The following is a 26,786-nucleotide window of genomic DNA, read 5'->3' as shown; positions in this document are numbered from 1 at the left end:
CCGATCCGTCCGCCGTACGGACCGACGAGCTGGACGAACTCGCCCGCCGCACCGACCGGGCCGTCGCCGCCCTGCGGCTCGGTGAGGACAACACCGTCGCCGACAGCGAGGAACTGCCCGCCGGAGTCGCCCGCCGGCTGGAGGCGTTCGTCGCGGGTGCCGAGCAACTGCGCCCGCTGCGGACAGCGGTGCGGGACGGGCACGCCGGCTGGGCCGACACGTACAGCCGCTACACCCGGACCATCGCGGCGGCTTTCGGCGTCGGCGGTGCCCTCACCGGCATCCAGGACGCCGACCTCGGCTCCGACGCGCGCGTGCTGCTCGAATTCTCCCGCGCGGGAGAGGCGTTGGCCCAGGAGGACGCGGTCCTGGCGAGCGCCCGCCTGTCCGGCACGCTGACCGGGGAACGGCTTCGGCTCTTCACCGGCGCCGTCGAGCTGCGCCGCACCCTCACCGAGACGGCCGTCGCGGACCTCCGCGGCACCGAACGTTCCGCAGGGGAGGCCCTCTCCGACAGCAGCGCCTACGCCGGGCTGGGCGACGCCGAGGACCGGATCCTCACCGGCGCACCGGGCAGCAAGGCGGTCGAGGCGGCATCCGAGAGCACCTGGAACACGGCCCACGCGCGCGTGCGGGACGGCATGCGCACCGTCGAGGACGACGCGGGTCGCGGCGTCGCGCGGCGTGCCGACCCGTTCACCCGAGGGCTGCTCACCCCGGCCGGCGCTGCCGTCCTGCTCGGCCTCGCCGCCGTCGTCGCCTCGCTCGTCATCTCCGTACGCATCGGCCGCGGCCTCGTCGTGGAGCTGGTGAGTCTGCGCAACGACGCCCTGGAGATCGCCCGGCGCAAACTCCCCGAGGCCATGCGGAGACTGCGCGCGGGCGAGGAGATCGACGTCCGCGCAGAGGCCCCGCCGGGACCACCCGCGCAGGACGAGACCGGGCAGGTCGCCGAGGCACTCGGCACGGTCCACCGCGCCGCGCTGCGGGCCGCCGTGGAACGCGCCGAACTGGCCAGCGGCATCTCCGGCGTCTTCGTCAACCTCGCCCGGCGCAGCCAGATCCTCGTCCACCGCCAGCTCAGCCTCCTCGACAGCATGGAACGCCGCTCCGACGACCCCAACGAGCTCAGCGACCTCTTCCGCCTCGACCACCTCACCACCCGCATGCGGCGCCACGCGGAGAGCCTGATCATCCTCTCCGGAGCGGCCCCCGGCCGTGCCTGGCGCACGCCCGTCTCCCTGACCGACGTGGTCCGCGCGGCCGTCTCCGAAGTCGAGGACTACGCGCGCGTGGAGGTACGGCAGCTCCCCGAGGCGGCCGTCGCCGGCGCTGCCGTCGCCGACCTCACGCATCTGCTGGCCGAGATCATCGAGAACGCCGCCCAGTTCTCGCCGCCCCACACGCGCGTGCGCGTCACCGGCGAACCCGTGGGCAACGGCTACGCGGTCGAGGTCGAGGACCGCGGCCTCGGCATGGGCAAGGAGACCCTCGCCGAGGCCAACCGCCGCATCGCGCAGTCCGAGGCGCTCGACCTGTTCGACAGCGACCGGCTCGGACTGTTCGTGGTCAGCAGGCTCGCCGCCCGGCACGACGTCAAGGTCCACCTGAGGACCTCGCCGTACGGCGGCACCACCGCTGTCGTCCTGCTGCCCACGGCCCTGCTGCCCACCGGGGCGATCGAACCTTCCCCCGGTGCGGCGGGCCCCGTGCGGGAATCCGCGGCACCCGTGCGGGAATCCGAGGAACGCGCTCACGCACGCGTGCCCGACGCCGCCCCGTACCAGGACACCGTCCCCGACACCGTCACCACGCCCACCGACCGGCGCGCCCTGGTGGCCCCGGTACCGGCCGCCGCCGACACCCCGAGCCACACCCCGACCCCAGGAGTCGCCACCTTGCGACTGCACCGGCCCCAGGAGCAGCCCGAGGGCTCCGACGACCTCCCGCGTCGCGTACGGCAAGCCAGTCTCGCCCCCCAACTGCGCGACGAACGCGCCGAGGAACCGCCACCGCCCGCGCCCCGGGACGACCGACGCACCCCCGAGCTGGTACGCGACCGCATGGCGGCCTACCGCGACGGCTGGACACGCGGCGGCGGCAGGCGACCCGGCCGCGCCACCACTCCCGGCCCCGCGACGGGCAGCGACAGCAGCGAAGGAGACCCCGCATGATCCAGGACCCGAGCACACACTCCGCCCGGCGCTCCGGCGAGCTCGACTGGCTGCTGGACGATCTGGTGCTCCGTGTGAGCGAGATCCGGCACGCCGTGGTGCTGTCCAACGACGGCCTGGCCGTGGGCGCCTCGTCCGACCTCCGCCGCGAGGACGCCGAACACCTGGCCGCGGTCGCCTCGGGCTTCAACAGCCTCGCCAAGGGAGCGGGGCGGCACTTCGGTGCCGGCGGGGTCCGCCAGACCATGGTGGAGATGGCCGAGGGCTTCCTGTTCGTGGCCGCCGCGGGCGACGGCTCCTGCCTCGCCCTCCTCACCGCCGTGACCGCCGACATCGGGCTCGTGGCCTACGAGATGGCCCGCCTGGTCAAGCGCGTCGGCGAGCACCTCGGCACGGCACCGCGCGTGGGTGCGCGGCCACCCGCCGCCGGATGAGCCGGGAGAGCGGTCGGTGCAGATGACCGAGGACCTGACGGGAGCCCCGCGCGAGCGGAGCAGCCAGTGGTACGACAACGATGCCGGCCCTCTCGTCCGCCCCTACGCCATGACGGGCGGACGCACCCGGCCCGGCCCCACCGGCGTGCGGTTCGACCTGATCGCCCTGGTCACGCTGAACCCCGGCGTCCCAGGCGTGGACGACGCCCCGCTCGGCCCGGAACACCGGAACCTCCTCGACCTGTGCCGGACGGAGACGCAGTCGGTCGCCGAACTCGCCGCGGGCGCGGACCTGCCCGTGGGGGTGGTCAGGGTCCTTGTCGGCGACCTCCTGGAACTCGGCTTCGTCACCGTCAGCCGCCCCGTACCGCCGGCGCAGCTGCCCGACGAACGCATTCTGCGCGAGGTGATCGAAGGACTGAGAGCGCTGTAGACGCGCAAGACGTACAACGCTCGCGCACGACGGACAGCGCCGTGGACGACCGCACACCCCCCACCCACCCGCCTGCTCACACCACCCGTAGCCGGTACTCCCGAGAGAAGTGATCAATGGTCTCCGAGCACTCCGACGCCACCGACGGCGAGAGCGCCGCACTGGCGTTGAAGATACTGGTCGCCGGCGGATTCGGCGTGGGCAAGACCACCCTGGTGGGCGCCGTCAGCGAGATCCGGCCGCTGCGCACCGAGGAACTGCTCAGCGAAGCCGGCCAGTCGGTGGACGACACCGACGGCGTGGACCAGAAGACCACCACGACCGTCGCCATGGACTTCGGACGCATCACCATCCGGTCCGGCCTCTCCCTGTACCTGTTCGGTACGCCGGGCCAGGACCGGTTCTGGTTCCTGTGGGACGAGCTGGCGCAAGGGGCGCTGGGTGCGGTGGTCCTCGCGGACACCCGTCGGCTGGAGGACTGCTTCCCCGCGGTCGACTACTTCGAGCACCGGCGCATCCCGTTCGTGGTGGCCGTCAACTGTTTCGCGGGCGCCCGGCACCACGGCGCACCGGACGTCTCGCGCGCCCTCGACCTCGACCGGGGCACACCCGTGGTGCTGTGCGACGCCCGCGACCGCGACTCGGGGAAGGAGGTGCTGATCCGGCTGGTCGAGTACGCCGGGCGGATGCACACCGCCCGGCTCCTCGACTCGGTGGGATGATCCACCGGATCTACTGGATCTTTCGGATCGCCCGGTCGCCCGCTCAGTCCGCGAGGTCCCGCTCCGCCAGGACCTTGTCGATCGTGACGCGGACGAGGAGTTCGCCCGGGACAGCGTTGCGGGCGCCGAACTCCTCGGCGCGCTCCTCGCCCATGTACCGGGCGGCGATCCGGGTGGCCCAGTGGCGTACCTCGTCGAGGTCCTTCACGATGCGGGCCCGGCCTCGCAGGACCACGAAGGAGTACGGCGGCCGGTCGTCGTCCACGCACAGGGCGACCCGGCCGTCACGGGCCAGATTGCGTCCCTTCACGCTGCGCTCGCCAGTGTTGAACACCACCTCGTCGCCGTCCAGCAGGAACCAGATCGGGGCCACGTGGGGGCTCCCGTCGGCCCGGACGGTCGAGAGCTTTCCGGTGCGGGTGCCGTACGTGACGAACTCCCGCCATTGCGCGTCGGTCATCTTCTCTGCCATGGCTCCCATCCTCCTTGCCCCGGCAGCGGTCGTGGGGAAGGCTGGCGGGGAGATCCTCCGGCCAGGAGGAGAGTCGCACGGGGAGAAAACGGGGAGATCGGAACATGGCGCAGAACCAGGGACTGGACTGGCTGCTGGACGACCTGACCGAGCGCGTCCACGAGGTGCGGCACGCACTGGTCCTGTCCAACGACGGCCTGGTGACAGGGGCGAGCACGGGACTGCGCCGCGAGGACGCCGAGCACCTCGCGGCCGTGTCGTCCGGGCTGCACAGCCTGGCCAAGGGCTCGGGACGGCACTTCGGCGCGGGCAGCGTACGCCAGACGATGATCGAGTTCGACGACGCGGTGCTCTTCGTCACCGCGGCCGGCACGGGCAGCTGTCTGTGCGTCCTCAGCGGCGCCGAGGCCGACATCGGCCAGATCGCCTACGAGATGACCCTGCTGGTCAACCGGGTCGGCGAGCACCTCGACGTGGGTGCGCGCCAGCCCGAACAGAAACCGAGAACAGACGTCTGACCTGGGCGTTCGTCACCCTCCGTGGAGTTATCCACAGGCCCGCCACGAGGTGCGCCGCAGCGGCTACCGTTTTTTCACGGCGACCGAACGCGGCGAAGCGCACGCGGTGTGAGCCCTGACTCCACGGGGGAGAACGACCATGTCCGACACCATCACGAAGACCGACCGCCTCGCCTGCGCGCCCGGCCGGGCCGCCCGCGAGCTCGACCTCAAGCGCAGTGAGTTCGACCTGGCGGTGCATCTCGGCCTCATCCGCACCGTTCCCGACGAAGGGGGCGGTGGCCGCCGGGTCGCCCGTGCGGAGATCGACCGGTTGCGCGCCGGGGACGGCTTCCCGGGCGGACTGCGCGAGCGCGTCGCGACCGCCGGTACCCAAGAGGGCGCTGAGCTCATGGCGGTGACGCCCGCGAGGTTCACGAGTCTCGCGCGTTTCGGCCTGCTCGTGCCGGTGACGTTCTACCTGAACCGCTACCGGACCGTCGTCTGGCGGTATCTGGCCGAGGAACTGAAGCAGTTCGCGGCCGAGGAGAGCAACGCCCGGCTGCTGACCGGCCGGACCACGCCGGCACCGTTGCGTGCGGCGCTGAAGACGGGCCTGGACCGCCGGCCCCGCAACTGGCGGGGACGCCACATCGGGTTTCTGCTGCGGCAGGCGGGGGACGATCCGTGGGCCCGCGCGGCAGCGGTGGCCTGTCTCCTCGACCCGGCCGACGTGGCGGAAGTGGTCCAGGACCCGTACGAGCGCGCTCAACTGGATCGTTGCCGCCCTCGCCTGCCGTCGCACGGGGCGCCCGGCTCACCCGCCGCCGAACTCGCCGAGACACTCATGACGGCGAGTGAGCCGGACGAGGTGGCCTGGTTCCGCGCGGACCTGGCCCACACGATCGAAGCGGCCCGGCAGGAGCGCCCGGTACCACGCCCGGCACCGGCGGACGACCGGCCCGTGTCCCCGGATCCCACACGTTCCCCCGGCCTGTTGGGCCGGCTGCGCCGCAGAGGCCGGCGATTCTCGGCCGGGCGGGTTTGAGACGGTGCCGAGTGCCGTCCTTTGTACGGCCCTCGACCGGTTTCCCCCGCCCCACAGAGGATCCACAGCAAGGCCCCTCCGCCGGATGAGCGGCGGAACGAGGGTGCGGCGGAGGCTGTCAGGAGAATGCCGCGACTTGTCTTGAAGTTTGCGGTGAGAACGCTCCGAGGTCGTCCGGCGGTGTCTTGACAGGTCCCGTAGGGCTACGGCGTACTTGCCCCTCTCGCCGGCCGGGAGCCGACGGCTCGAGCCGGTGATCCTTCGGCGACGGGAGTGGTGCCGTGAAAGACCTCCGGTGCGACACCGAGGGCACGGACGGGTCTGCGGACGGGGCGACCGGCCCGTTACCCCCGCCCGGCCTGGTCGATCTGTTCGGCGGCGAGATGTGGTGGCCGTCCCCCGAGCTCGCACGAGGGCGCGCAGGCAGCGGATCCGCGCCCGCCCGGACGACCGGGCCGGGCCCCGGCTGAGTGCACGAGTCCACTTGTGGTCATGTCCACTGGCGGAAGTCCGGACCGGGTGAAAGCAGCGACAGGTGTGGACGATGATCGGACCGAGTTTGCTTGTGCACGCGGACGTTACGTGTATGCGGCGAGACGGGGGAGGTACCGCGAATGCTGGACGGCGCGACGACGCGCTTCCTGGTGGTCGTCAATCACGAGGGTCAGTACTCGGTGTGGCCCGAGGACCGCGAGCCGCCCGCCGGCTGGCGGGCCCACGGTACACGCGGCACCCGCGCCGAATGCCTGGAAGTCATCCGTACGCACTGGGACGACATGCGCCCCCTGAGCCTGCGGAGCACCTTCGAGGAGGGCGGCGCGTGACGGCTCCCCAAACGGACGACGTCGTCACCGGCCGGATCGCCGCCATCTGGGCCGGGCTGCTCGACCGGCCGGAGATCGGCATCGACGACAACGTCTTCCGGCTCGGGGCGAGTTCGGTGATGGCCGTGCGGGCCGCGGCCCGCATCCGTGAGGCGCTGGACACCCCACTGCCCCTGCGGGACGTCTTCGAGTCGCCGTCGCCCGCCGCACTCGCCAAACGCATCCGGGCAAGCCGCTCCACAGCGCCCACCGCGTCCGGACCACCCAGGACCGCACCGGTGGACAGCACGGCCACCGCGCCCCTGACCTTCCAGCAGGAGCCCATGTGGCTCTTCGACCGGATGCAACCGGGCAACGCCACCTACACCATCCACTTCGCGCTGCGCCACGAAGGGCACCTGGACCTGGGCGTGCTGGACCGGTGCGTGCGGGACGTCGTCCGGCGGCACGCGGTGCTGCGCACCGTCTTCCCGAGCGTGGACGACCGGCCTGCCCAGCAGGTTCTGGACCGCGCGCACATCCCCCTCGGCGAGTCCGACCTGCGCGCACTCCCCGAAGCCGAGCGGCCCGTCGCCGCCGCCCGGATCGCCGCCCGAGAGGCACAGGCCCCTTTCGACCTGTCGACCGGTCCGATGCTGCGCGTGCGGGTCCTGCACCTGAGCGACACGCGTCAGCGGCTGCTGCTGACGATGCCGCACATCGTCACCGACGCCTGGTCCGACGACATCCTGGTACGCGAGCTGAACCACCTGTACCGGGCCCACACCGACGGCATCGCCCCGGCACTGCCACCGCTGCCCGTCCAGTACCACGACTGGGCGGCCCGACAGCGAGCGGAACTCGCCGGAACCGAGGCGGAGCTGCTGGACTGGTGGCGCCACCACCTGGCAGGCGTGCCGCCCCTGCTGGAGCTCCCCGCCGACCGGCCGCGTGCCGCGGTCAAACGGCACCGTGGCGGCAGACTCCTCTTCGACATCCCGGAATCCGTCACCCGGCGGCTCGAAGGCCTGGCCAAGGACGAGGGAACGACGCCGTACGCCGTGCTGCTCGCCGGTTTCGCCGCGCTGCTGCACCGGCTGACGGGGCAGGACGACCTGCTCGTCGGTTCACCGGTCGCGGGCCGGACGCACACCGAGACCGAGGGCCTGGTCGGGCTCTTCGTGAACACCGTCGCGGTGCGCTGCGACGTGGCCGGCCGGCCGTCGTTCCTGGAGCTGGTGCGGCGCACGCGCCGGACCGTCGTGGAGAGCTTCGCCCGTCAGGAACTGCCGTTCCACCGCCTGGTGGAGGAGCTCGCGCCGGTGCGCAGCCCCGCCTACACCCCCCTCGTCCAGGTGATGCTCGCGCTGCAGAACACGCCCGACCGGGACGGCCGGGAGCCCGGCGAGGGGCCGTTCGCACGGGAGGAGAGCGGCGGCGACACCGGAAGCGCGATGTTCGACCTCACGCTCTTCGTCACCGGGTCCGCGTCCGGCATGCGCGGGGAGTGGGAGTACGACAGCGACCTGTTCGACCGGGAACGCGTCGCGGAACTCGGCCCGCAGCTCGTCACCCTGCTCGACGCGGCGCTCGACCGGACCGACCTGCCCGTGGCCCTCCTGCCGCTGCAGGAGCCGGCGGCCCGCGACCGCATGGTCCAGGCCTGGAACGACACCGCGGACGTCCTGCCAGGCGGGCCGGACGCGGACTCCCTGCCCGCACTTCTGAGCGCACAGGCCCACCGCACCCCTGACGCCGTGGCCCTGCGGACCGACGACGGCGCCGAGCTGACGTACCGGCAGCTCCACCTCCGCGCGGACCGGCTGGCACGGCGACTGCTCTCGTACGGACTGGCCCCGGAGAGCGTGGTGGCGGTCGCTTGCGAGCGCTCCTTCGAGATGGTCGTCGCGCTCCTGGCCGTCCTCAAGGCGGGCTGCGCGTATCTGCCGATCGACCCCGGAGACCCGGCCGAGCGCACCGCCTACCTCCTGCGCGACAGCGGTGCCCGGGTCCTGCTGACGCTCCACCGGCACACGGCGAACCTGCCCGACGCGGACGGTACGACCGTCGTCACCCTGGACGAACCGGACCCGTCCGGGGACATGCAGGACACCACGTCGGCGCTGCCCGGCATCGCCCCCGGACAGCTCGCCTACCTCATCTACACCTCGGGCTCCACCGGCCGCCCCAAGGGCGTGCTCAACGAACACGGCCCGGTGTGCAACCGGATCCGCTGGGGCATGCGCGCCTTCCCGCCCGGCCCCGGCACCATCGTGCTGCAGAAGACGCCGATCCACTTCGACGTCTCCGTGTGGGAGATGTTCTGGACCCTGGCCACCGGCGCGACCCTGGTGCTCGCCCGGCCCGACGGACACCGGGACCCCCAGTACCTCGCGGGCCGGCTCGTCGAGGAGGGCGTCACGGACGTGCATTTCGTGCCGTCCATGCTCGCGGCCTTCCTCGACGTGGGCGCGCTGCCCGAGGGCCACAGCCTGCGCCGGGTGTTCTGCAGCGGCGAGGCGCTCTCCCCGGGCCTGCGCGACCGGCTCTTCGCCCGCCTGCCCCACGTCGAACTGCACAACCTCTACGGCCCGACCGAGGCCGCGATCGAGGTCACGCACTGGCGGTGCCGCCCCGGTGAACCCACCGTGCCGATCGGCCGTCCCATCGCCAACGCCCGCTGTTACGTGCTCGACGCTGAACTGAACCCGGTGCCGCCGGGCGTGCCGGGCGAGCTGTGGCTCGGCGGCGTCCCGGTCGCCCGCGGCTACCACGGCAGGGCGGACCTGACCGCCGAACGGTTCCTACCGGACCCCTACGGCCCGGCGGGCTCGCGCATGTACCGCTCGGGCGACCTGGCCCGATGGCGCCGGGACGGCGTCCTGGAGTACCTCGGGCGCGAGGACGGGCAGGTGAAGCTGCGCGGTCAGCGCCTCGAACTCGGCGAGATCGAGGCGACGCTGGCCGGCCACGCCGAGGTGGCCGACGTCGTCGTCGACGTCCGGGGCACCGGCCCGCAGGACCGGCGGCTCGTCGCCTACGTGCGCCCGGCCCGGCCGGGCCGGGACGAGCAACTCCGCACGACACTGCGGGAGCTGGCCGCCGCCCGGCTTCCCGCCTACATGCGGCCGAGCTCCTACGTCACCCTCGACCGGGTCCCGCTGACGCCGAGCGGCAAGACGGACCGCAAGGCCCTGCCCGACCCGGCGGCCGGCGAACAGCCGCGGTCCGGCCGGGGCGCCGCGCCCGGGACCCCCGCGGAACGCGAACTGGCCGGCATCTGGGCCGAGCTGCTGGGCGCGGGCGAGGTCGGCGGCGACGACAACTTCTTCGAGATCGGCGGCCACTCGCTGCTGGCCGCCCGCATGACCGGCCGTGCGTCGACGGCCTTCGGGGTGGACCTGCCCGTAAGCCTCGCGTTCGAACACCCCGTCCTGCGCGACTTCGCCCTCGCGGTGGTCACCGCGCAGGCGGCCACGGACAGCGCGGCCACGGAACGGCTCCTCGCGGAACTGGAGGCACTCGCCGACACGGAACTGGAAGCGCTCCCGGACGAGGACGGCCCGGACGGGAGAAGCGGTGAGTGAAAGCACGACCGGTGCGGGCAGCGACACCGGCAGCGACGGCACGCGCACGGGCCCCCGCTCCGGCGGCGCCCGGCCCGCACGGCGTGCGGACGGGTGGGCGGTCGCGGGCGGCGTCCTGATCGGCGCGTTGCTGTGTGTCTTCAACATCCTGGTCATCTTCAAGACCGGTGTCGCCTTCGGCGGTTCCGCCCTCGTCGTGGTGGTCGGCGCGGTGTGGCTGCGGCTGCGACGGCGCCTGTCCTGGCCCAGCCTGTTCGTGGTCTTCTCCATCGCCTCCAGCGGATACCTCTCGGCCGCCGCCGTGGGCTCCGGGATCGCCGCCAACCATCTGCGGGGCGCCGGACCGCCCCCATGGGTGGCGCTGGCCGCCATCGTCCTGCTCGCCAACGCCGTCGGACTGGTGCTGGGCATGCTCGCCGCCCGGATGCTCAGCCGGGAGGAACTCCCGTTCCCCACACTGCGTCCGGCCATCCTGCTGATGGAGAGCCTCAGCCGTAAACGGGAGGTCTCGGCGCGCCCGCTGTGGTGGTCGGCGCTGGCCTCGGTCGTCGTCGCGCTCGTCGCCTCGGTCACGACGGACGAGGGGACCGCGCACCTCCCCGGCACGCCGGCCTTCGTCGGACTGGCCCTGTCGCCCATGCTGCTGGGCGTCGGCGCGCTCGCCGGCAGCCGCTCGGCCCTGTGGATGTTCGTGGGCGGCGTGGGCTCCGCCGTGTTCTGGGCCCGGCGCGACCCCGCTGACGACTACACCCAGCACCTCTCCCACGGACCGGTCCTCGCCATCGGCATCGGCGTCATCACCGGCTACTCGGTCGCGACCCTGGTCAGATCCGTCTCGGTGCTGAGGCGCGGTCCGGGCGCCACCCGCGTCCCGGGCGACGGCCGGGCCGCAGGGGCCCTGTGCGTGCTGCTGCTGGCCGGCGCCGCCACGCTGTGCTGGCACTACGGGGCGGGCCGTGGGCTGGGCGTCGCCCTGCTGATCACGGTGATGACCCTGCTGTTCGCGCTGTTCTTCGTCCGCGTCGGTGCCGAGACCGGCATCGCGCCACTGTCCCCCGCCATCTTCCTCGGCATCATCCTGCTGCGACTCGCCGGACTGTCGATGTCCGACGCGATCGTGCTCAGCACCGCCGTCGCCGGGGCCGCGATGGCGGCGCTGTACTACACGTACGCGGTGCGGGTGTCGGACACGGCGGTGTCCGTGCGGCCCTCGCCGCGCCGGGTGCTGTCCACGCAGGCCCTCGGCGGCTGGCTGGGCGCCGTCGTCGGCCTGTTCCTGATGGCGGTGCTGCTGCGCTCCGGCCTGGTGGGGCAGCCGGAGTTCCCGGCCCCGCTGGCCCGGGCCTTCGACTTCGTCGCGAGCGCCTACTCGCTGGACTCCTCGGACGCCCAGCAGGTCGGCACCCCGCTCGCCGCCGCCCTGCCGGCCGGGTTCCTGCTCACCTTCGCCCCGGTCTCGCCCTCCGCCCTGGGACTCGGGCTGCTACTGCCGCCGGACACCGTGCTCGCGATGTCGCTGGGCGGCGCGGCGGCCTGGCTGACCGTCCGCAAGGCACCTCATCTGAAGGAGACCGTGGGGACGGTGGCCTCCGGCCTCGTCATCGGAGAGGGGGTCGTCTCGGCCGTCATCGTCGCGGCCCGCGCCTTCGGTTAGCGGACCGGCCGGAACGGTCGGCCGCCGGACCCGCCCTCGGCACCGTCGTCATACAGAGGGGACGTAACAGCAGTGGAAGACCTCCAGACCAGGATCGCCGCACTGTCGCCCAAGCAGCGAGCCCTGTTCGAGAGTCGGCTGCGGGCCGCGGCGGCTCCGGGCCCGGACCCGGCGATCCCGCGCCGGCCGGACGACGACGGGCCGGTGCCGCTGTCGTTCGCCCAGCACCGCCTGTGGTTCCTCGACCAACTGGAGCCGGGACGCCCGGTCTACAACGTCTCCGCCTCCCTCAGGATCGGCCGGCCCGTGACCACCGAGGCGGTGCGCGACGCTCTGGGCGCGCTGACCCGGCGTCACGAGGTGCTGCGGACCGTCTTCCCGGCCGACGGCGGGGAGCCCCGCCAGCACATCGCGGACAGCCTGACCCCGCCGCTGACCGAGACGGACCTGCGCGCACTGCCCGACAGCGCGCGGGCCGCCGCCGCACTGCGCCTGTGCGCGGAGGACAAACAGCGTCCCTTCGACCTGTCGTCCGGCCCCCTGCTGCGCTGCCTGCTGCTGCGGCTGCGCGACGACGACGCCCTGCTCTTCCTGACGTTCCACCACACCGTCTTCGACGGCTGGTCCATCGGTCTGCTGCGGCGCGACCTGACGGCGCTGCTGCACGCCGCCGAGACCGGCACCGACGCCGGTCTGCCCCCGCTGCCGATCCAGTACGCCGACTTCGCGGACTGGCAGCGCCGCATGCTGGACGAGAAGCGGCTCGGAGAGCTGCTGGGTTACTGGCGCGAGCGTATACGGGGAGCGCCGCCCGTCATCGACCTGCCGTTCGACCGCCCGCGTCCGGCGGTGGCGACGACCGAGGGGGCCCGGCGGCGGTTCGCGCTACCGGCCGAGCTGACCACGGCCCTGCGCGACCTGGCCGCGCGGAGCGGTGCCACCCCGTTCATGACCATGCTGACCGTGTTCGCCGCGCTGCTGCACCGCTGGAGCGGAGAGCGCGACATGGTCATCGGCACCCCGGTCGCCAACCGCGCCCGGCCCGAACTGGACGACCTGATCGGCTTCTTCGCCAACACCCTCGCCATGCGCGTCCGCATCGAGCCCGGCATGAGCTTCGGCGACCTGCTGGCCCAGGTGCGGCAGACGGTCGTCGAGGCGCTGGCCCGGCAGGACCTGCCCTTCGAACGGCTCGTGGACGAGGCGCGCACCGAGCGCACGCTCACCCACAACCCGCTGTTCCAGGTCGCGTTCGTGATGGAGGACGGCCGGGACGCCAGTGAACTGGACACACTGCTGCCCGAGCGGGCCCGCGACACGCACACCCCGGACTCCGCCAAGTTCGACCTGACGCTGGTGCTCACCGACCGCGAGAGCACGTACACCGGCTACTTCGAGTACAACACCGCCCTGTTCGAGCCCGTCACCATCGACCGGCTCGGCGAACGGCTGGCTCTCCTCGCCCGGTCCGTCGCCGCCGACCCCGGCTGGGAGCTGGCCGCCCTGCCCGTGCTCACCCGGGACGAGATCCGGCACCTGAAGGAGGTCAACGCCCCCGTCGCGGACGACCCGCGGCACCACCGCACCCTGCACGGGGTGCTGGAGGACTCCGCCCGGCGGCATCCGGATCACACGGCGGTGGAAGCCCCCGACCGTCAGCTGACCTACCGGGAACTGGACGAGGCCGCCAACCGCCTCGCCCACCACCTGCTCGCCCTCGGCGTCCGGCCGGAGCAGCCGGTCGGTGTGGCCCTGGACGGCACGGCGGACGCGATCGTCGCCACCTTCGCCGTCCTCAAGGCCGGAGCGGTCCTGCTGCCCCTCGACCCGGAGTACCCGGCGGAGCGGCTGGAGCACATCCTGCGCCGCAGCGGGGCAACGCTGCTGCTCACCCAGCGGTCGCTGGCCGGCCGGTTCGCCGGGAACGACGTCACGACGGTACTGCTGGACGACGACGCGACCCGGGCCGCCCTCGCGGACGGCCCCGCGGACCGGCCGGGGCTCCCCATCGCGCCGGACCGGCTCGCCTACGTCATTTTTACTTCCGGCTCGACCGGCGTGCCCAAGGGCGTCATGGTGCCGCACCGCGGCATCGGCAGCCTGACCCGCAGCGCCGAGCAGTTCGCCCAGACCCCGGACAGCCGGGTGCTGCGCTTCGCCTCGCCGAGCTTCGACGTCTCCCTGCTCGAACTGCTGATGACGTTCGACGCCGGAGCCACCCTGGTCCTCGAACCGCGCGCCCTGCTCGTCCCCGGCGAGGACCTGGCCCGGCTGATCCGCGAGCGCCGGGTCAGCACGGTCCTGCTGTCACCCTCGGCCCTGTCCACCCTGACCGCCGGCGAACTGCCCGGGCTGCGCACGGTGGTCATGGCGGGCGAGGCCGCGACCCTGGAACTCGCCCAGCAGTGGTGCGACGGCCGCGACGTGTTCAACGGCTACGGGCCCACCGAGGCCACCGTCCTCGCCACCATCGCGCGGTGCGCCCCGGACCGGGTGCCGCCCCTCGGCCGCCCGGTCGCCGGGTACACGGTCCATGTCCTGGACGACACGCTGCGCCCCGTCCCCTTCGGCCGGCAGGGCGAGTTGTTCCTCGGCGGCGTCGGTCTCGCCCGCGGCTACCTCGACCAGCCGGACGTCACCGCCGACCGGTTCCTCCCCGATCCCTCCGGCACCGAGCCGGGTGCCCGCCTGTACCGCACCGGCGATGTGGTTCGCTGGGGCGCCGACGGTGAGCTGGAGTTCCTCGGGCGCACCGACCACCAGGTCAAACTGCGCGGCTTCCGGATCGAGTTGGGCGAGATCGAGACCCGGCTGGAGGACCACCCGGGCGTGCGCACCGCTGTCGTCCTGGTCCGGGGCGAGGGTTCGGACCGGAGGCTGGCCGGATACGCCGTACGGGCGCCGGGGGAGGAGCGGCCCACCGCGGCCGGCCTGCGCCAGTGGCTCCGGGACCGGCTGCCCGGCTACATGGTGCCCGAACTCTTCCTGGTGCTGGACGCGTTGCCGACCAGCCCCAACGGCAAGCTCGACCGCGAGGCCCTGCCCGACCCGCTCGCACAGTCGGGCGACACCGCCGGGAACCGGCCGCCCCTGCTGGACCCGGTCGAGGAGCGCATCTCGGGGATCTGGCAGGAGGTGCTGGGCATCGCGCCACCGGGAAGTGCGGACAATTTCTTCGAAGTGGGCGGGAACTCCCTCTCGGCGACACGGATTATCGCCCGGGTCAACCAGGCCTTCGGGGTTCGCCTGCCCGTGCGCTCGCTCTTTGTGGAACCCACGCTGTCCGGGCTGGCCAGAAGTGTCTCGGCCGAGCGTGCGGAGGAACTTCCGTAGCCGGACATGGCCACAAGTGGAATAGCGGACCCCCTGGTGCCGGAGTTTCCGGCGGGAGATGATTGGTTCAGCGCGGAAAAGCTCGCAGCAATCTGCGGAGGAGGGCTGTGTGAGGCACGGTTCCCAGAATTCGGAACACCCTGACAGTTTTGGTGCTCGCGATGTCATCGAGGTCGCGGGTGAGTCGTTCGAGATATTTCGACTGCTGAATGCGGTACCGAGTGCCGGGAGCCTTCCCTACAGTCTGCGGATCCTGCTGGAGAACCTGCTGCGGCACGAGGACGGCGTCCACGTCCACGCCGGCCTGGTCGACGCGCTGGCGGCCTGGGACCCGCGGGGACCCGCGCCCGAGATCCTCTTCCACCCGGCCCGGGTGGTCATGCAGGACTACAGTGGTGTGCCGTGCCTCGTCGATCTCGCCGCCATGCGGGAGGCGTTCGTCCGGCTCGGAGGAGCGGCCGAGACGCTCAGCCCGCAGGTCCCGGTCGACCTGGTCGTGGACCACTCCGTCATGGCCGACGTGTTCGGCACCCCGGACGCCTACGCCCGCAACGCCGCTCTGGACCACGCCCGCAACCGCGAGCGCTACGAACTGCTGCGCTGGGCCGAGGCCACCTTCGACCGCCTGCGGATCGTCCCGCCGAACACCGGCATCATCCACCAGGTCAACCTGGAACGGCTGGCCGGTGTGGTGATCGCCGACGACACCGGGAGCCTCCCCGCGCTCTACCCGGACACGGTCGTCGGGACCGACTCGCACACCCCGATGGTCAACGGACTCGGTGTGCTCGGCTGGGGCGTCGGCGGCATCGAGGCGGTGGCGGCCGTGCTGGGCCGGCCGCTGACCCTGCGCGTCCCGAAGGTCATCGGCTGCGAACTCACCGGACGGCCGGCTGACGGAGTGACCGCGACCGACATCGTGCTGACCCTGACCGAACGGCTGCGGGCGCACGGCGTGGTCGGCGCGTACATCGAGTTCAACGGCCCGGGGCTGGCCGCGCTGAGCGCCGCCGACCGCGCCACCATCGCCAACATGTGCCCGGAGTACGGGGCGACCGCGGCGCTCTTCCCCGTCGACGACGAGGTGCTGCGCTACCTGCGCGCCACCGGCCGTCCGGAACGCCACCTGGACCTGGTGCGCGCCTACGCCGAGACCCAGGGGCTGTGGTACGACCCCGCGGCGGCGGCCACCATCCGCTACACCGAACGCGTCCGCTTCGACCTGGCCTCGGTCGTCCCGTCGATCGCCGGACCCCGGCGCCCCCAGGACCGGGTGCCGCTCGCCACCACCCGTACCGCGTTCGCCGAGGCCGTGTCCGAGGTCAACGGCGGGACCGCGCGACGGGCCGAGGTCACGGCCCCGGACGGCAGCCGCCACACACTCGGCGACGGCGCCGTGGTGCTGGCCGCCATCACCTCCTGCACCAACACCTCCAACCCCGCCCTGATGATCGCGGCCGGACTGCTCGCCCGGAAGGCCGTCGAACTCGGCCTCCAGCCGCGCCCCTGGGTGAAGTCCACCCTCGCGCCGGGCTCCGCCGCCGTGATGGAGTATCTGGCCAGAGCCGGTCTGGACACCTACCTGGACAAGCTCGGCTTCAGCCTGGTCGCCTACGGCTGCACGTCCTGCATCGGCAACTCCGGGCCACTGCCCGAGTCGGTGGCCGGAGCCGTGCGCGAGTCGGGCCTGGCCTCGGTGGCCGTACTCTCGGGCAACCGCAACTTCGAGGGCCGGATCAACCCCGACGTCCGGATGAACTACCTCGCCTCGCCCCCGCTGGTGGTCGCCTACGCCCTGGCCGGGACCATGGACATCGACCTCACCACCGAGCCGCTGGGCACGGGCTCCGACGGCCGGCCCGTCACACTGGCCGACATCTGGCCCGACAGCCGGGAGATCGACGAGGTCGCGCGCACCGCGGTCGACCCCGGCACGTACACGCAGATGTACGACTCCCTGATGGCCGGCGACGAGCGGTGGCGCGCCCTCCCCGCGCACCCGCAGCAACTGTTCCCGTGGGCCGAGGACTCCACGTACATCGCGCCGCCGCCCTACTTCGTCGGCACCACCGCCCGGCCGCGGCCCCTGGACGACATCCGAGGCGCCCGGGTGCTGGCGGACCTCGGCGACTCGGTCACCACCGACCACATCTCACCCGCAGGCGGCATCCCCGCGCACTCGGCGGCCGGTGTCTTCCTGCGCGAGCTCGGGGTGCCGCCCGGGGACTTCAACTCCTACGGCGCCCGGCGCTGCAACCACGAGGTCCTCCTGCGCGGCCTGTTCTCCAACCCCCGGCTGCGCAACCGTCTGGCCGCCGGGAAGACGGGCGGCCACACCGTCAACCACCTGACGGGCGAGCTCACCACGATGTACGAGGCGGCGGTCGCCTACCAGGAGGCGGGCGTGCCCCTGGTCGTCCTGGCCGGACGCGAGTACGGCACCGGATCGTCCCGGGACTGGGCCGCCAAGGGCCCGGCCCTGATCGGGGTCCGTGCGGTGATCGCGGAATCCTTCGAACGCATTCACCGGTCGAATCTCGTCGGAATGGGAATCCTGCCGCTGGAGTTCCCGGCCGGACAGAACGCGCGGACGCTCGGTCTCACGGGCGCCGAGGAATTCGACATCAGCGGTGTGCGGGAATTCTCGGAATCCGTGCCGCGTACGGTCCGGGTGACCGCGGGAGCCGTTTCCTTCGATGCCGTGGTCCGGGTCGACACGGCCATGGAGGCGGAATTCATCCGGCACGGCGGAATCATGCCGTTCACCCTGCGCGGCCTCTTGGAATCGGCGTGACCTGAATTCCCCTCCGTAGCAAACCGATCGCACCAGGGACGAAAGGAGTGTGACCCATGACCGCTGTGTTTCCCGGTGAACTGCTGCTGGCCGAGGGCATCCACGAGATCGCCCGCGTGACCGCGCTCCTGTCCGGCCCGCTGCGCCGGGCGCCACGAGTGGCCCAGGTCGTGGGTCCCGGCTTCGCCGGACGCCCCTGGGCGCCCAGGCTGACGGACGCCCTGCGCCCCCTCGACCCCACGGTCGTGGTGCACGACGGGCCGACCACACCGGACAGCGTCGCCGCCCTGGCCCGGCAACTGCGCGCGATCCGTGCGGACGTGGCGGTCGCGATCGGCGGCGGTACTGTCATGGATGCGGCCAAAGCAGCGGCGGCCCTCGCCGACGGCGGCCCTCCGGACGCCGACCGGGTGCGCCAGGCCTGCGCCGCCGGACCGGCAGCCGGCGACACCCCACCGGCCGTACGGGTCGTCGCGGTGCCCACCACCGCCGGCACCGGAGCCGAGGCCACACCGTTCGCCACCCTGTGGGACCTGAAGCACCGGCGCAAGCTCTCCCTCACCGGACCCCGGGTCCGCCCGTCCGCCGCCGTCCTCGCCCCGGAACTGCTGGCCGGACTAGGCCGCCGCGCACTGGCCACCGGCATCCTGGACGCCCTGTGCCAGGGCGCGGAGGCCTCCTGGTCCATCCGCTCCACGCCGGAGTCCATCCGCTGGGGCACCTCCGCCGTCACCCTCGCCGCCGAAGCCCTCGACCAAGTCCAGGACGACGCCCCGGACGCCGCCGCACGGCTCGCCCTCCAGCGCGCCGCCCACCACTCCGGGCGGGCCATCGCCCTGGCCCAGACCTCCTCGTGCCACGCCATCTCCTACCCGCTGACGCTCCGGCTGGGCCTGGCCCACGGCCACGCCTGCGGGGTGACGCTGGGCCGGCTGCTGCGCTACAACCACGCCGTGCCCGCCGGGGACTGCGCCGACCCGCGAGGCACCGGCCACGTCCGCCGGGTGCTCGACGCCCTCGCGGCCCCGCTCGGCGGCACCCCGGCCCGGGCCGCGCTCCGCGTGGAGCGCTTCATCACCGCCTGCGGCCTGACCCCGTACGACGCACTCGACGTCGACCACCGAAGTCTGGCGGCCGAAGCCGTGACGTACCCCCGCTGCCACGACAACCCCCGCCGGCTGGACCGCGAGTCGCTCGGCCGGCTCCTGGGCGAACGATCGGAAATGGAGGAGACGTGCGGATAGACCCGTTCAAGCTCGCTCACTGGATGAACGCCCGCAAGTACACGGCCGCCCAGACCGCCGACCTCGCCGGGCTGCCCCTGGACGACCTGCGCCGCCTGCTCGGCGACGAGGCGAACGAACCGGACCCGGCCGCGGCCACCGCCCTCGCCGAGGCCCTCAGCGTCGAGCCGTCCCAACTCGCCGCCGACGCCCACCGCAACCTGACCGTGGTGCACAAGTCCGCCGAGGAGATGCACGCCTCCCGCCGCCCCATCCAGCGCGACGGCATCCACTTCTACAACTACTACACGCTCGCCGCGCCGGAGGGCCGGGTCGCCCCGGTCGTGCTCGACATCCTCTGCCCGTCCGACCGGCTGCCCGCCCTGAACAACGGCCACCTCGAACCCGCCATCACCGTCAACCTCGGCCCCGGCGACATCAACGGCCGGTGGGGCGAGGAGATCACCCCGCAGACCTGGCGGGTCCTGCACGCCAACCACGGCGGCGACCGCTGGATCACCGGCGACTCCTACGTGGAGCCCTCGTACTGCCCCCACAGCTACTCGCTCGCCGGCGACGCGCCCGCCCGGATCGTCTCCTACACCGCCCAGTCGAACATCTCGCCGCTCATGACGGAGGCCAACAACTGGTCGACCGGAGCGTTCGAGGAGGCGCTGAAGGCCCTGTCCGGCAAGGTGAGCGCCGGTTCGGTCCTGGATCTCTTCCTGGCCCGCCGGGCGCACACCCGCACCTCCGCGGCCGAGGCGGCGGGAGTGCCCCCGGCCGACCTGGAAGCGGCGCTGCGCTCACCGGCGTCCGAGACGGGTCTGACCGTACTGCGCACCCTCGGCCGTGCCCTCGGCTTCGACTACCGGGTGCTGCTGCCCGCCGACGACCAGCACGACGGAGTCGGCAAGACCTGGACGACCATCGAGGACTCCCGCCGTTCCCGCCGCACCTTCGGCACCTACGAAGCGGCCTCCATGGCCTCCGCCGCCCATCTGCCCGACCTGGTCGGCAGCTTCCTGCGCGTCGACGCCGACGGCCGCGGAGCCGACCTGATCGACCACGCCGAGAACCACTACGTCGTGACGGAAGGGCGCCTCACCCTCGAATGGGACGGACCCGACGGCCCCGCGTCGGTGGAGCTGGAACCCGACGGCTCGGCGTGGACCGGCCCGTTCGTTCGGCACCGCTGGCACGGCACCGGCACCGTGCTGAAGTTCGGCTCCGGCGCCCACCTCGGCTACCAGGACTGGCTGGAGCTGACCAACACCTTCGAGCCCGCGGCCACGCTGCGCCGGGGCCGGCGCGACCTGGCCGGCTGGGGTTACGACAACTAGGAGGAGACCCGTGCGCGTCGTCTACACCGACCCCGCCTGGGCCCTGGACGCCGACGGACGTCCCGACCCCGCCCTGGCCGCCGTCGAACGCTCCGTCCTCGGCCCCGACATCGACATCGAGCTGGGCCTGTTCGAGGACTCCTACGTCACCACCGGCGAACGCTTCCTGAAGCACGTGCGCGGCGCGGACGCCCTCGTCATCTACCGGTGCCAGGTCACCCCCGAACTCGTCGACGCCGTCTCGCCCGGCTGCCAGGTCATCGCCCGCAGCGGCGTGGGCGTCGACAACCTCAACGGCCCCCTGCTCGCCGAGCACGGCCTCATCGGCTTCAACGTCCCCGACTACTGCGGCGACGAGGTCAGCACCCATACCCTCGCCCTGCTGCTGGGCCTGGAGCGCGGCATCAGCGTCCAGGACCGGCTGGTGCGGGCGGACCGGTGGGGCATCCACCGCGGCGGCATCCCGCGCCGCACCTCCGACCGCACCGTCGGCATCGTCGGCTTCGGCCGGATCGGCCGAGCCACCGCCCGCAAGCTCCAGGCGTTCTACCGCCAGGTGCTCGCCGTCGACCCCTACGTCCACGCCGACGTCATGGCGGGCCACGGCGTCCACCCGGTCGGCTCCCTGGACGAACTCCTCGAACGCTGCGACGCGGTGGTCCTGCACACCGCGCTCACCGACGAGACCCGCGACCTGATCAGCGGTGCCGCACTGGACCGCGTGAAACCCGGCGCCCTGCTCGTCAACACCGCACGCGGCGCGCTGGTGGACCCCGGCTGTGTGCTGCGGGCCCTGGAGAGCGAACGCCTCGGCGGTTTCGCCTCGGACGTCTTCTCACCCGAGGACCCCAACCAGAACCCGGTCGCCCGCAAGCTCCTGGAACGCGACGACGTGATCGTCAGCTCCCACCGCGCGTTCCTGTCCGCGGAGTCGGAGGAGAGCCTGCGCCGGCGCGTGGCCGAGGGCGTTCGCTCGGTACTGCGCGACGGCACCCCGCCGGCCGAGGGCCGCGTGGCCTGACCCCCTGAACCAACCCCACGAAGCACGTCCCCATTGGAGGACCCATGAACGCGACGGAGCGGCCTGGCAGCGACGGTACGGGCTCCCCGGAATCCGTCGGCAGCCGGCTGAAGAACCTGCTGCACGGCCCCGGCACATGCCAGCTGATGGGCGTTCACGACGGGCTGAGCGCCCGCATCGCCGTCGCCGAGGGCTTCGAGGCGCTCTGGGCGTCCGGTCTGTGCATGTCCACGGCACGCGGCGTCCGGGACAGCGACGAGGCGTCCTGGACGGAACTGCTCACCCTCGTCGGCACGATGACCGAGGCCGCCCCCGGAGCGCCCGTCCTCGTGGACGGAGACACCGGCTACGGCAACTTCAACACCGCCCGCCGCTTCGCCGCCCGCGCCGAGCGGGTGGGCGCGGCCGGTGTCTGCTTCGAGGACAAGGTCTTCCCCAAGATGAACTCCTTCTTCGGGGACGGCCACCAGCTGGCCCCGATCGGGGAGTTCAGCGGAAAGATCAAGGCCTGCAAGGACACCCAGCGCGATCCCGGCTTCGTCGTCGTGGCACGCACCGAGGCGTTGATCTCCAACCTGCCCATGGAGGAGGCCCTCACCCGGGCCCACGCCTACGTCGAGGCCGGCGCCGACGGACTGTTCATCCACTCGCGGATGAGCACCCCCCAGCAGATAGCCGAGTTCATGCGGCAGTGGGACGGCAGCGCCCCGATCCTCATCGCCCCCACGACCTACCACAGGCCCTCCCTCGACGACTTCGCCGCGCTGGGCATCGCCGGCTGCATCTGGGCCAACCACAGCATGCGGGCCGCGTTCTCCGCGATGCGTGACGTGTGCCAGCAGATCCGGGCGGACCGCGGGATCTTCGGCGTCGAGGAGCGGGTCGCCCCGCTGAAGGAGATCTTCGGCCTGCTCGACTACGAGAGCCTGGAGCAGGACGAGAACCGCTACACGCAGGCCCCCGACCTCGCGCCGGTGCAGGGATGATCGGCGCGGCCGACCTGGTGGCCGGGCTCACCGGCCTCGGTGTGACCACCGTGGCCGGAGTGCCCTGCTCCTACCTGACCCCGTTGATCAACCGCGTCATCAGCGACCCCGCCACCCGCTACCTCACGGTCACGCAGGAGGGCGAGGCCGCGGCCGTCGCGGCAGGCGCCTGGCTGGGCGGCGGACTGGGCTGCGCCATCACCCAGAACTCCGGCCTGGGCAACATGACCAACCCGCTCACCTCCCTGCTGCACCCCGCGCGCATCCCGGCCGTCGTGATCACCACCTGGCGGGGACGCCCCGGCGAGAAGGACGAGCCCCAGCACCACCTGATGGGCCGGATCACCGGGGACCTGCTCGACCTGTGCGACATGGAGTGGTCCCTGATCCCCGACACGACGGACGAACTGCACACCGCGTTCGCCGCCTGCCGCGCCTCCCTGGCACACCGTGAACTGCCCTACGGCTTCCTGCTCCCCCAGGGAGTCGTCGCCGACGAGCCCCTGAACGAGACGGCACCACGGTCCGCGACAGGACAGGTCGTACGGTACGCCCGGCCCGGCCGTTCCGCGGCCCGGCCCACCCGGATCGCCGCCCTGGAGCGGCTGCTGGCCGAACTGCCCCGGGACGCGGCGGTGGTGTCCACCACCGGCAAGTCCAGCCGGGAGCTGTACACCCTCGACGACCGCGACCAGCACTTCTACATGGTCGGGGCGATGGGCTCGGCCGCCACCGTCGGCCTGGGCGTCGCGCTGCACACACCCCGCCCGGTCGTGGTCGTCGACGGCGACGGCTCGGTGCTGATGCGGCTGGGCAGCCTCGCCACCGTCGGCGCCCACGCCCCCGGCAACCTGGTCCACCTGGTCCTCGACAACGGCGTCCACGACTCCACCGGCGGCCAGCGCACCCTGTCCAGCGCCGTCGACCTGCCCGCCGTCGCCGCCGCCTGCGGCTACCGCGCGGTGCACGCCTGCACCTCCCTGGACGATCTGTCCGACGCCCTCGCCACCGCACTGGCCACGGACGGGCCCACCCTGGTGCACCTGGCGATCCGGCCGGGATCCCTGGACGGGCTGGGCCGGCCGAAGGTCACCCCCGCCGAAGTGGCCCGCCGCTTCCGGGCGTTCGTCACCACGCCGCCCGCCGGCACCGCCACCCCGGTCCACGCGGGAGGGGTGACCGCACGATGAGCGCCGAGCAGATCGCCGGGACGGGCGTCATCCACGGGCGGTTCCAGCCCCTGCACCTCGGCCACCTGGAATACCTGCTGGCCGGGGCGGAACGCTGCCGCACCCTCGTCGTGGGCATCACCAACCCCGACCCGTGGACCACCACCGAGGAGACCACGGACCCCGAGCGCGGTCTGCCCGAGTCCAACCCCTGCACGTTCTACGAGCGTTACCTCATGGTAGAGGGCGCCCTGACCGAGGCCGGGGTCTCCCACGAGCGGCTGCGCATCGTGCCCTTCCCCCACAGTTTCCCGGAGCGGCTCGCCCACTACGCACCCGCCGACGCCCGCTACTTCGTCACGGTCTACGACGACTGGGGCGACGCCAAGCTCGACCGCTTCCACGCGCTCGGGCTGCGGACCGAGGTGATGTGGCGCCGTACCGACAAGCCCGTCAGCGGCGGCCGGGTCCGCCGGTCCATCGCCGAGGGACAGCCCTGGGAGCACCTGGTGCCGCCCGCCGTCGCGAGGGTCGTCAAGGAGTGTGGAATCGATGAGCGCATCCGGGCCTGACAACCGGCCCACCGGGCCCCACGGCACACCACGGACGGGACGGCTGTTCATCACCGTGCTGTGCGGCGGCGCCGACCGGCCGGTGGCGGAACTGGGCGGGCTGACCCCCTTCGAGGCGGCCGCCACCCCCCACCTGGACGCACTGGCCGGGCGCGGCAGCTCCGCCGCGCTGGAGGTGATCGCCCCCGACGTGCCCCCGGAGTCCGACTCGGGCGCCATGGCCCTGCTCGGCTACGACCCCGCCACCCACTACACCGGGCGCGGACCGCTGGAAGGGCTCGGCATGGACTTCTGGCAACCCGACGGGTACTCCGTGGCGTTCCGGGTCAACTTCGCCAGCTGGGACCCACAGACCCGGCGACTGGACCGCCGTACCTCCCGTGACCTCGACGAGGACGACCAGACCAGGCTGGTGGAGGAGATCACCGAGCAGGTGCGGCTCGACGACCGGGTCGGCTTCAGCCTCACCGGATTCGGCCGCCACCGCGGCATCCTCGCCCTCACCAGCGACACCGTCCCGCTGTCCGGGAAGGTAACGAACACCGACCCGGGATTCGTCAGCCGGGGCCCCTTCGGCGTCCCCGTGAACGCCCCCTCGGCGACCCCGGCCACCTGCACGCCCTTCGACGGCGACCCGGCCGCCGCGACCACGGCGGAACTCGTCAACCGGTTCGTCGCGGCCAGCGCCGAGGTGATGCAGCGCAGCGAGGTCAACGCCCGCCGCCGGGCCCTCGGACGGCGGCCCGCCAACCTGCTGCTGGTACGGGACGCCGGTGACACCCTGCCGCAACTCGCCGGCTTTACCGAACGGACCGGGCTGACCCTGTCCATGTACGGGCAAGTGCCGGCCGAGCGGGGCCTGGCACAACTCATCGGCGCCCGGTTCACCCGCTCCCGGCCGGCCCGCGGCCAGAGCGAACCCGACTACTACCGGGAGCTGCTGCCGCGGTTGCTCGCGGACCCGGCCGACGCGGTGTTCGTCCACCTCAAGGGCCCTGACGAGCCGGGCCACGACGGGCGCCCGCACGACAAGGTCCGGGCCGTCGAGGAGATCGACGCACACTTCGTCGGCCCGCTCGCCGAAGCACTCACCGAGGACGACACGCTGGTCGTCACCTGCGACCACGCCACGCCCTGTGAGATGGGCATCCACAGCCCCGACCTCGTCCCCGCCGTCGCGGTCGGCCCCCGCGTGGCCGCCGACGCGGTGACGGAGTTCGGCGAGAAGGCCGCGCTCGGCGGCTCGCTGGGCGCACGCCGCGCCAGCGACCTGCTGTCCGTCCTGCTCACCGGGTCGGACGGAGGGCGCCGATGACGATCACCTCCGTCAGGCTGCGCGGCATCCTGGACTCGCGGGCACGCGTCACCCTGGAGGCCGAGGTCACCCTGGACTCCGGCCACACCGGGACGGGTTCGGCACCCCGGGCGATCGCCCCCGGCAGGCTGGAGCGGCGCCGGGGACCCGAGCCGGTGCTCGGCCCGGTCACCGCGCCCCCGCTCGCGGCCGCGCTCACCGACGGCGCCGTCGACGGTCAGCGGCAGTGCGACGCGCGGCTCGCCGACGTGTACGAGGCGGGGGAGGCCGGCTCCGACCTCACCCTCGCCGTGTCCCTGGCCCACGCCCGGGCCGCCGCGGCCGCCCGGCACCTCCCGCTGCACGCCCACCTGGCGGAGCAGTACGGCCTCGGCCATCCGGGACTGCCCCGCCTGATGGTCAACGTGTTATCCGGCGGCATCCACCGCGACGGGCCGCCGCGCGGCTTCCAGCAGGTGATGGTGCTCCCGGCCACCGGTCGCATCCACACCGACATCGAGGTGGCCGACCAGGTGTTCACCGCGGCCCACCGGGCCGTGGAACGACGCTTCGGCCCCGTCCCCCTCTCGGCCTCCAGCGGTCTGCTCGTACCACTGGAGAGCGAGGAGCAACTCGCCCTGCTGCAGGCCGCGGTGGCCGAGGCCGGGCACACCGAGGTGTGCACCCTCGGCGTGGACGTGGCGGCGGAGCACCTCCACACCGGCTCCGGCCGGTACCGCTTCGGCGACCGGGAGTTCACCTCCGGGGAGTTCGCCGAGCACCTCGCGGGGCTGGCGCACCGGTTCCGCCTGACCTTCCTGGAGGACCCCTTCGACCCGGCCGACGACGCCGGCTGGGACAAGCTGCGCGGCGCCCTGCCCTCAGCCACCAGCGTGGTCGGCGACGACTTGTTCGCCACCGACGCGCGGCGGATCGCCCCTGGCCTGGCCGACGGCATCCTGCTCAAACTCAGCCAGGCCGGCACGGTCAGCGCCACGCTGGCCGCGGCGGCCGCCGCCCGCCGGGCCGGGATGCTGCTCGCCGTGTCCCACCGCTCCGGCGAGACGGAGGACACCGCCATGTGCGACCTGGCCGTCGCCGTCGCGGCGGAGCTGATCAAGGTCGGCGGACCACGCCGCGGCGACCGCCTGGCCAAGTACAACCAGCTCCTCCGGCTCGACGAGTCCCTGGCGGGCCTCGTGACCGCTCCCTGACCCCCGAGACCCG

Annotated in this window: 20 protein-coding genes; 19 read left to right on the top strand and 1 reads right to left on the bottom strand. The window is 72.9% G+C overall.

Annotated features, from left to right (window positions below; translation table 11 throughout):
* From SSQG_RS05135 to SSQG_RS05120, 4 genes are all read left to right on the top strand, one after another.
* On the top strand, positions 1–2,174 hold a 2,174-nt coding region (locus SSQG_RS05135; RefSeq protein WP_063749153.1), incomplete at its 5' end, for a sensor histidine kinase.
* On the top strand, positions 2,171–2,608 hold the full coding sequence (locus SSQG_RS05130; RefSeq protein ID WP_003988651.1) for a roadblock/LC7 domain-containing protein: 438 nt from the start codon (positions 2,171–2,173) through the stop codon (positions 2,606–2,608). The genes SSQG_RS05135 and SSQG_RS05130, both read left to right, overlap by 4 nt.
* A 22-nt stretch (positions 2,609–2,630) precedes the next feature.
* Entirely contained in the window at positions 2,631–3,041 is a 411-nt protein-coding gene (locus SSQG_RS05125) for a DUF742 domain-containing protein (protein WP_003988650.1), read from the top strand.
* 116 nt (positions 3,042–3,157) lie between these two features.
* A complete protein-coding gene (locus SSQG_RS05120; RefSeq protein WP_003988649.1) occupies positions 3,158–3,763 on the top strand; it encodes a GTP-binding protein in 606 nt (201 codons plus the stop codon).
* 43 nt (positions 3,764–3,806) lie between these two features.
* On the opposite strand, the gene SSQG_RS05115 is transcribed toward SSQG_RS05120, so the two are convergent.
* Entirely contained in the window at positions 3,807–4,235 is a 429-nt protein-coding gene (locus SSQG_RS05115; protein WP_003988648.1) for a PPOX class F420-dependent oxidoreductase, read from the bottom strand.
* Positions 4,236–4,339: 104 nt separating this feature from the next.
* Here SSQG_RS05115 and SSQG_RS05110 point away from each other — a divergent pair, with 104 nt between their 5' ends.
* The 15 genes from SSQG_RS05110 (at position 4,340) to SSQG_RS05040 (ending at position 26,773) form a co-directional block, all read left to right on the top strand.
* The gene (locus tag SSQG_RS05110; RefSeq protein WP_003988647.1) at positions 4,340–4,753 is read left to right on the top strand and encodes a roadblock/LC7 domain-containing protein; all 414 of its coding nucleotides are present in this window, start codon (positions 4,340–4,342) and stop codon (positions 4,751–4,753) included.
* A gap of 139 nt (positions 4,754–4,892) precedes the next feature.
* Entirely contained in the window at positions 4,893–5,780 is an 888-nt protein-coding gene (locus tag SSQG_RS05105) for a DUF6397 family protein (protein ID WP_039931980.1), read from the top strand.
* A gap of 614 nt (positions 5,781–6,394) precedes the next feature.
* Entirely contained in the window at positions 6,395–6,604 is a 210-nt protein-coding gene (locus SSQG_RS05100; RefSeq protein ID WP_003988644.1) for an MbtH family protein, read from the top strand.
* A complete protein-coding gene (locus SSQG_RS05095; protein ID WP_003988643.1) occupies positions 6,601–10,170 on the top strand; it encodes a non-ribosomal peptide synthetase in 3,570 nt (1,189 codons plus the stop codon). The genes SSQG_RS05100 and SSQG_RS05095 overlap by 4 nt, the downstream gene beginning before the upstream one ends.
* Positions 10,163–11,824, top strand: a complete 1,662-nt coding sequence (locus tag SSQG_RS05090) for an OPT/YSL family transporter (RefSeq protein WP_003988642.1) — start codon at positions 10,163–10,165, stop codon at positions 11,822–11,824. Before SSQG_RS05095 ends, SSQG_RS05090 begins: the two co-directional genes overlap by 8 nt.
* A gap of 72 nt (positions 11,825–11,896) precedes the next feature.
* Positions 11,897–15,157: a non-ribosomal peptide synthetase gene (locus tag SSQG_RS05085; RefSeq protein ID WP_003988641.1), complete on the top strand. Its 3,261-nt coding sequence runs from the start codon at positions 11,897–11,899 to the stop codon at positions 15,155–15,157.
* Positions 15,158–15,215: 58 nt separating this feature from the next.
* Positions 15,216–17,951 (top strand): aconitate hydratase AcnA, encoded by a 2,736-nt coding sequence (gene acnA, locus SSQG_RS05080; protein ID WP_003988640.1) that lies wholly within the window; start codon positions 15,216–15,218, stop codon positions 17,949–17,951.
* A gap of 56 nt (positions 17,952–18,007) precedes the next feature.
* Positions 18,008–19,195, top strand: a complete 1,188-nt coding sequence (locus SSQG_RS38110; RefSeq protein WP_003988639.1) for a phosphonoacetaldehyde reductase — start codon at positions 18,008–18,010, stop codon at positions 19,193–19,195.
* Entirely contained in the window at positions 19,186–20,517 is a 1,332-nt protein-coding gene (gene hepD / locus SSQG_RS05070) for a 2-hydroxyethylphosphonate dioxygenase (protein WP_003988638.1), read from the top strand. The genes SSQG_RS38110 and hepD overlap by 10 nt, the downstream gene beginning before the upstream one ends.
* A gap of 10 nt (positions 20,518–20,527) precedes the next feature.
* Entirely contained in the window at positions 20,528–21,538 is a 1,011-nt protein-coding gene (locus SSQG_RS05065; protein WP_003988637.1) for a C-terminal binding protein, read from the top strand.
* A gap of 44 nt (positions 21,539–21,582) precedes the next feature.
* Complete coding sequence (aepX, locus tag SSQG_RS05060) at positions 21,583–22,524, top strand: phosphoenolpyruvate mutase (RefSeq protein ID WP_003988636.1); 942 nt, start codon at positions 21,583–21,585, stop codon at positions 22,522–22,524.
* On the top strand, positions 22,521–23,714 hold the full coding sequence (gene aepY, locus SSQG_RS05055) for a phosphonopyruvate decarboxylase (RefSeq protein ID WP_003988635.1): 1,194 nt from the start codon (positions 22,521–22,523) through the stop codon (positions 23,712–23,714). Before aepX ends, aepY begins: the two co-directional genes overlap by 4 nt.
* Positions 23,711–24,265 (top strand): nicotinamide mononucleotide adenylyltransferase, encoded by a 555-nt coding sequence (locus SSQG_RS05050; RefSeq protein WP_003988634.1) that lies wholly within the window; start codon positions 23,711–23,713, stop codon positions 24,263–24,265. The genes aepY and SSQG_RS05050 overlap by 4 nt, the downstream gene beginning before the upstream one ends.
* The gene (locus tag SSQG_RS05045; protein ID WP_039931975.1) at positions 24,246–25,580 is read left to right on the top strand and encodes a CMP-5'-phosphonoformate--3-phosphoglycerate phosphonoformyl transferase; all 1,335 of its coding nucleotides are present in this window, start codon (positions 24,246–24,248) and stop codon (positions 25,578–25,580) included. Before SSQG_RS05050 ends, SSQG_RS05045 begins: the two co-directional genes overlap by 20 nt.
* Entirely contained in the window at positions 25,577–26,773 is a 1,197-nt protein-coding gene (locus SSQG_RS05040; protein ID WP_003988632.1) for a hypothetical protein, read from the top strand. The genes SSQG_RS05045 and SSQG_RS05040 overlap by 4 nt, the downstream gene beginning before the upstream one ends.
* Positions 26,774–26,786 lie beyond the last annotated feature (13 nt).

Origin of the sequence: Streptomyces viridochromogenes DSM 40736 (genome assembly GCF_000158955.1) — a bacterium.
GTDB lineage: Bacteria > Actinomycetota > Actinomycetes > Streptomycetales > Streptomycetaceae > Streptomyces > Streptomyces venetus.
This window is presented reverse-complemented; position numbering and strand designations above follow the sequence as displayed.

Coding starts and splice junctions, on each gene's coding strand:
- SSQG_RS05050 (WP_003988634.1), top strand. CDS start 23,711: ATGAGCGCCGAGCAGATCGCCGGGACGGGCGTCATCCACGGGCGGTTC.
- SSQG_RS05100 (WP_003988644.1), top strand. CDS start 6,395: ATGCTGGACGGCGCGACGACGCGCTTCCTGGTGGTCGTCAATCACGAG.
- SSQG_RS05040 (WP_003988632.1), top strand. CDS start 25,577: ATGACGATCACCTCCGTCAGGCTGCGCGGCATCCTGGACTCGCGGGCA.
- SSQG_RS05130 (WP_003988651.1), top strand. CDS start 2,171: ATGATCCAGGACCCGAGCACACACTCCGCCCGGCGCTCCGGCGAGCTC.
- aepY (WP_003988635.1), top strand. CDS start 22,521: ATGATCGGCGCGGCCGACCTGGTGGCCGGGCTCACCGGCCTCGGTGTG.
- SSQG_RS05045 (WP_039931975.1), top strand. CDS start 24,246: ATGAGCGCATCCGGGCCTGACAACCGGCCCACCGGGCCCCACGGCACA.
- SSQG_RS05115 (WP_003988648.1), bottom strand. CDS start 4,235: ATGGCAGAGAAGATGACCGACGCGCAATGGCGGGAGTTCGTCACGTAC.
- SSQG_RS05120 (WP_003988649.1), top strand. CDS start 3,158: ATGGTCTCCGAGCACTCCGACGCCACCGACGGCGAGAGCGCCGCACTG.
- SSQG_RS05105 (WP_039931980.1), top strand. CDS start 4,893: ATGTCCGACACCATCACGAAGACCGACCGCCTCGCCTGCGCGCCCGGC.
- SSQG_RS05110 (WP_003988647.1), top strand. CDS start 4,340: ATGGCGCAGAACCAGGGACTGGACTGGCTGCTGGACGACCTGACCGAG.
- acnA (WP_003988640.1), top strand. CDS start 15,216: ATGATTGGTTCAGCGCGGAAAAGCTCGCAGCAATCTGCGGAGGAGGGC.
- SSQG_RS38110 (WP_003988639.1), top strand. CDS start 18,008: ATGACCGCTGTGTTTCCCGGTGAACTGCTGCTGGCCGAGGGCATCCAC.
- aepX (WP_003988636.1), top strand. CDS start 21,583: ATGAACGCGACGGAGCGGCCTGGCAGCGACGGTACGGGCTCCCCGGAA.
- SSQG_RS05125 (WP_003988650.1), top strand. CDS start 2,631: ATGACCGAGGACCTGACGGGAGCCCCGCGCGAGCGGAGCAGCCAGTGG.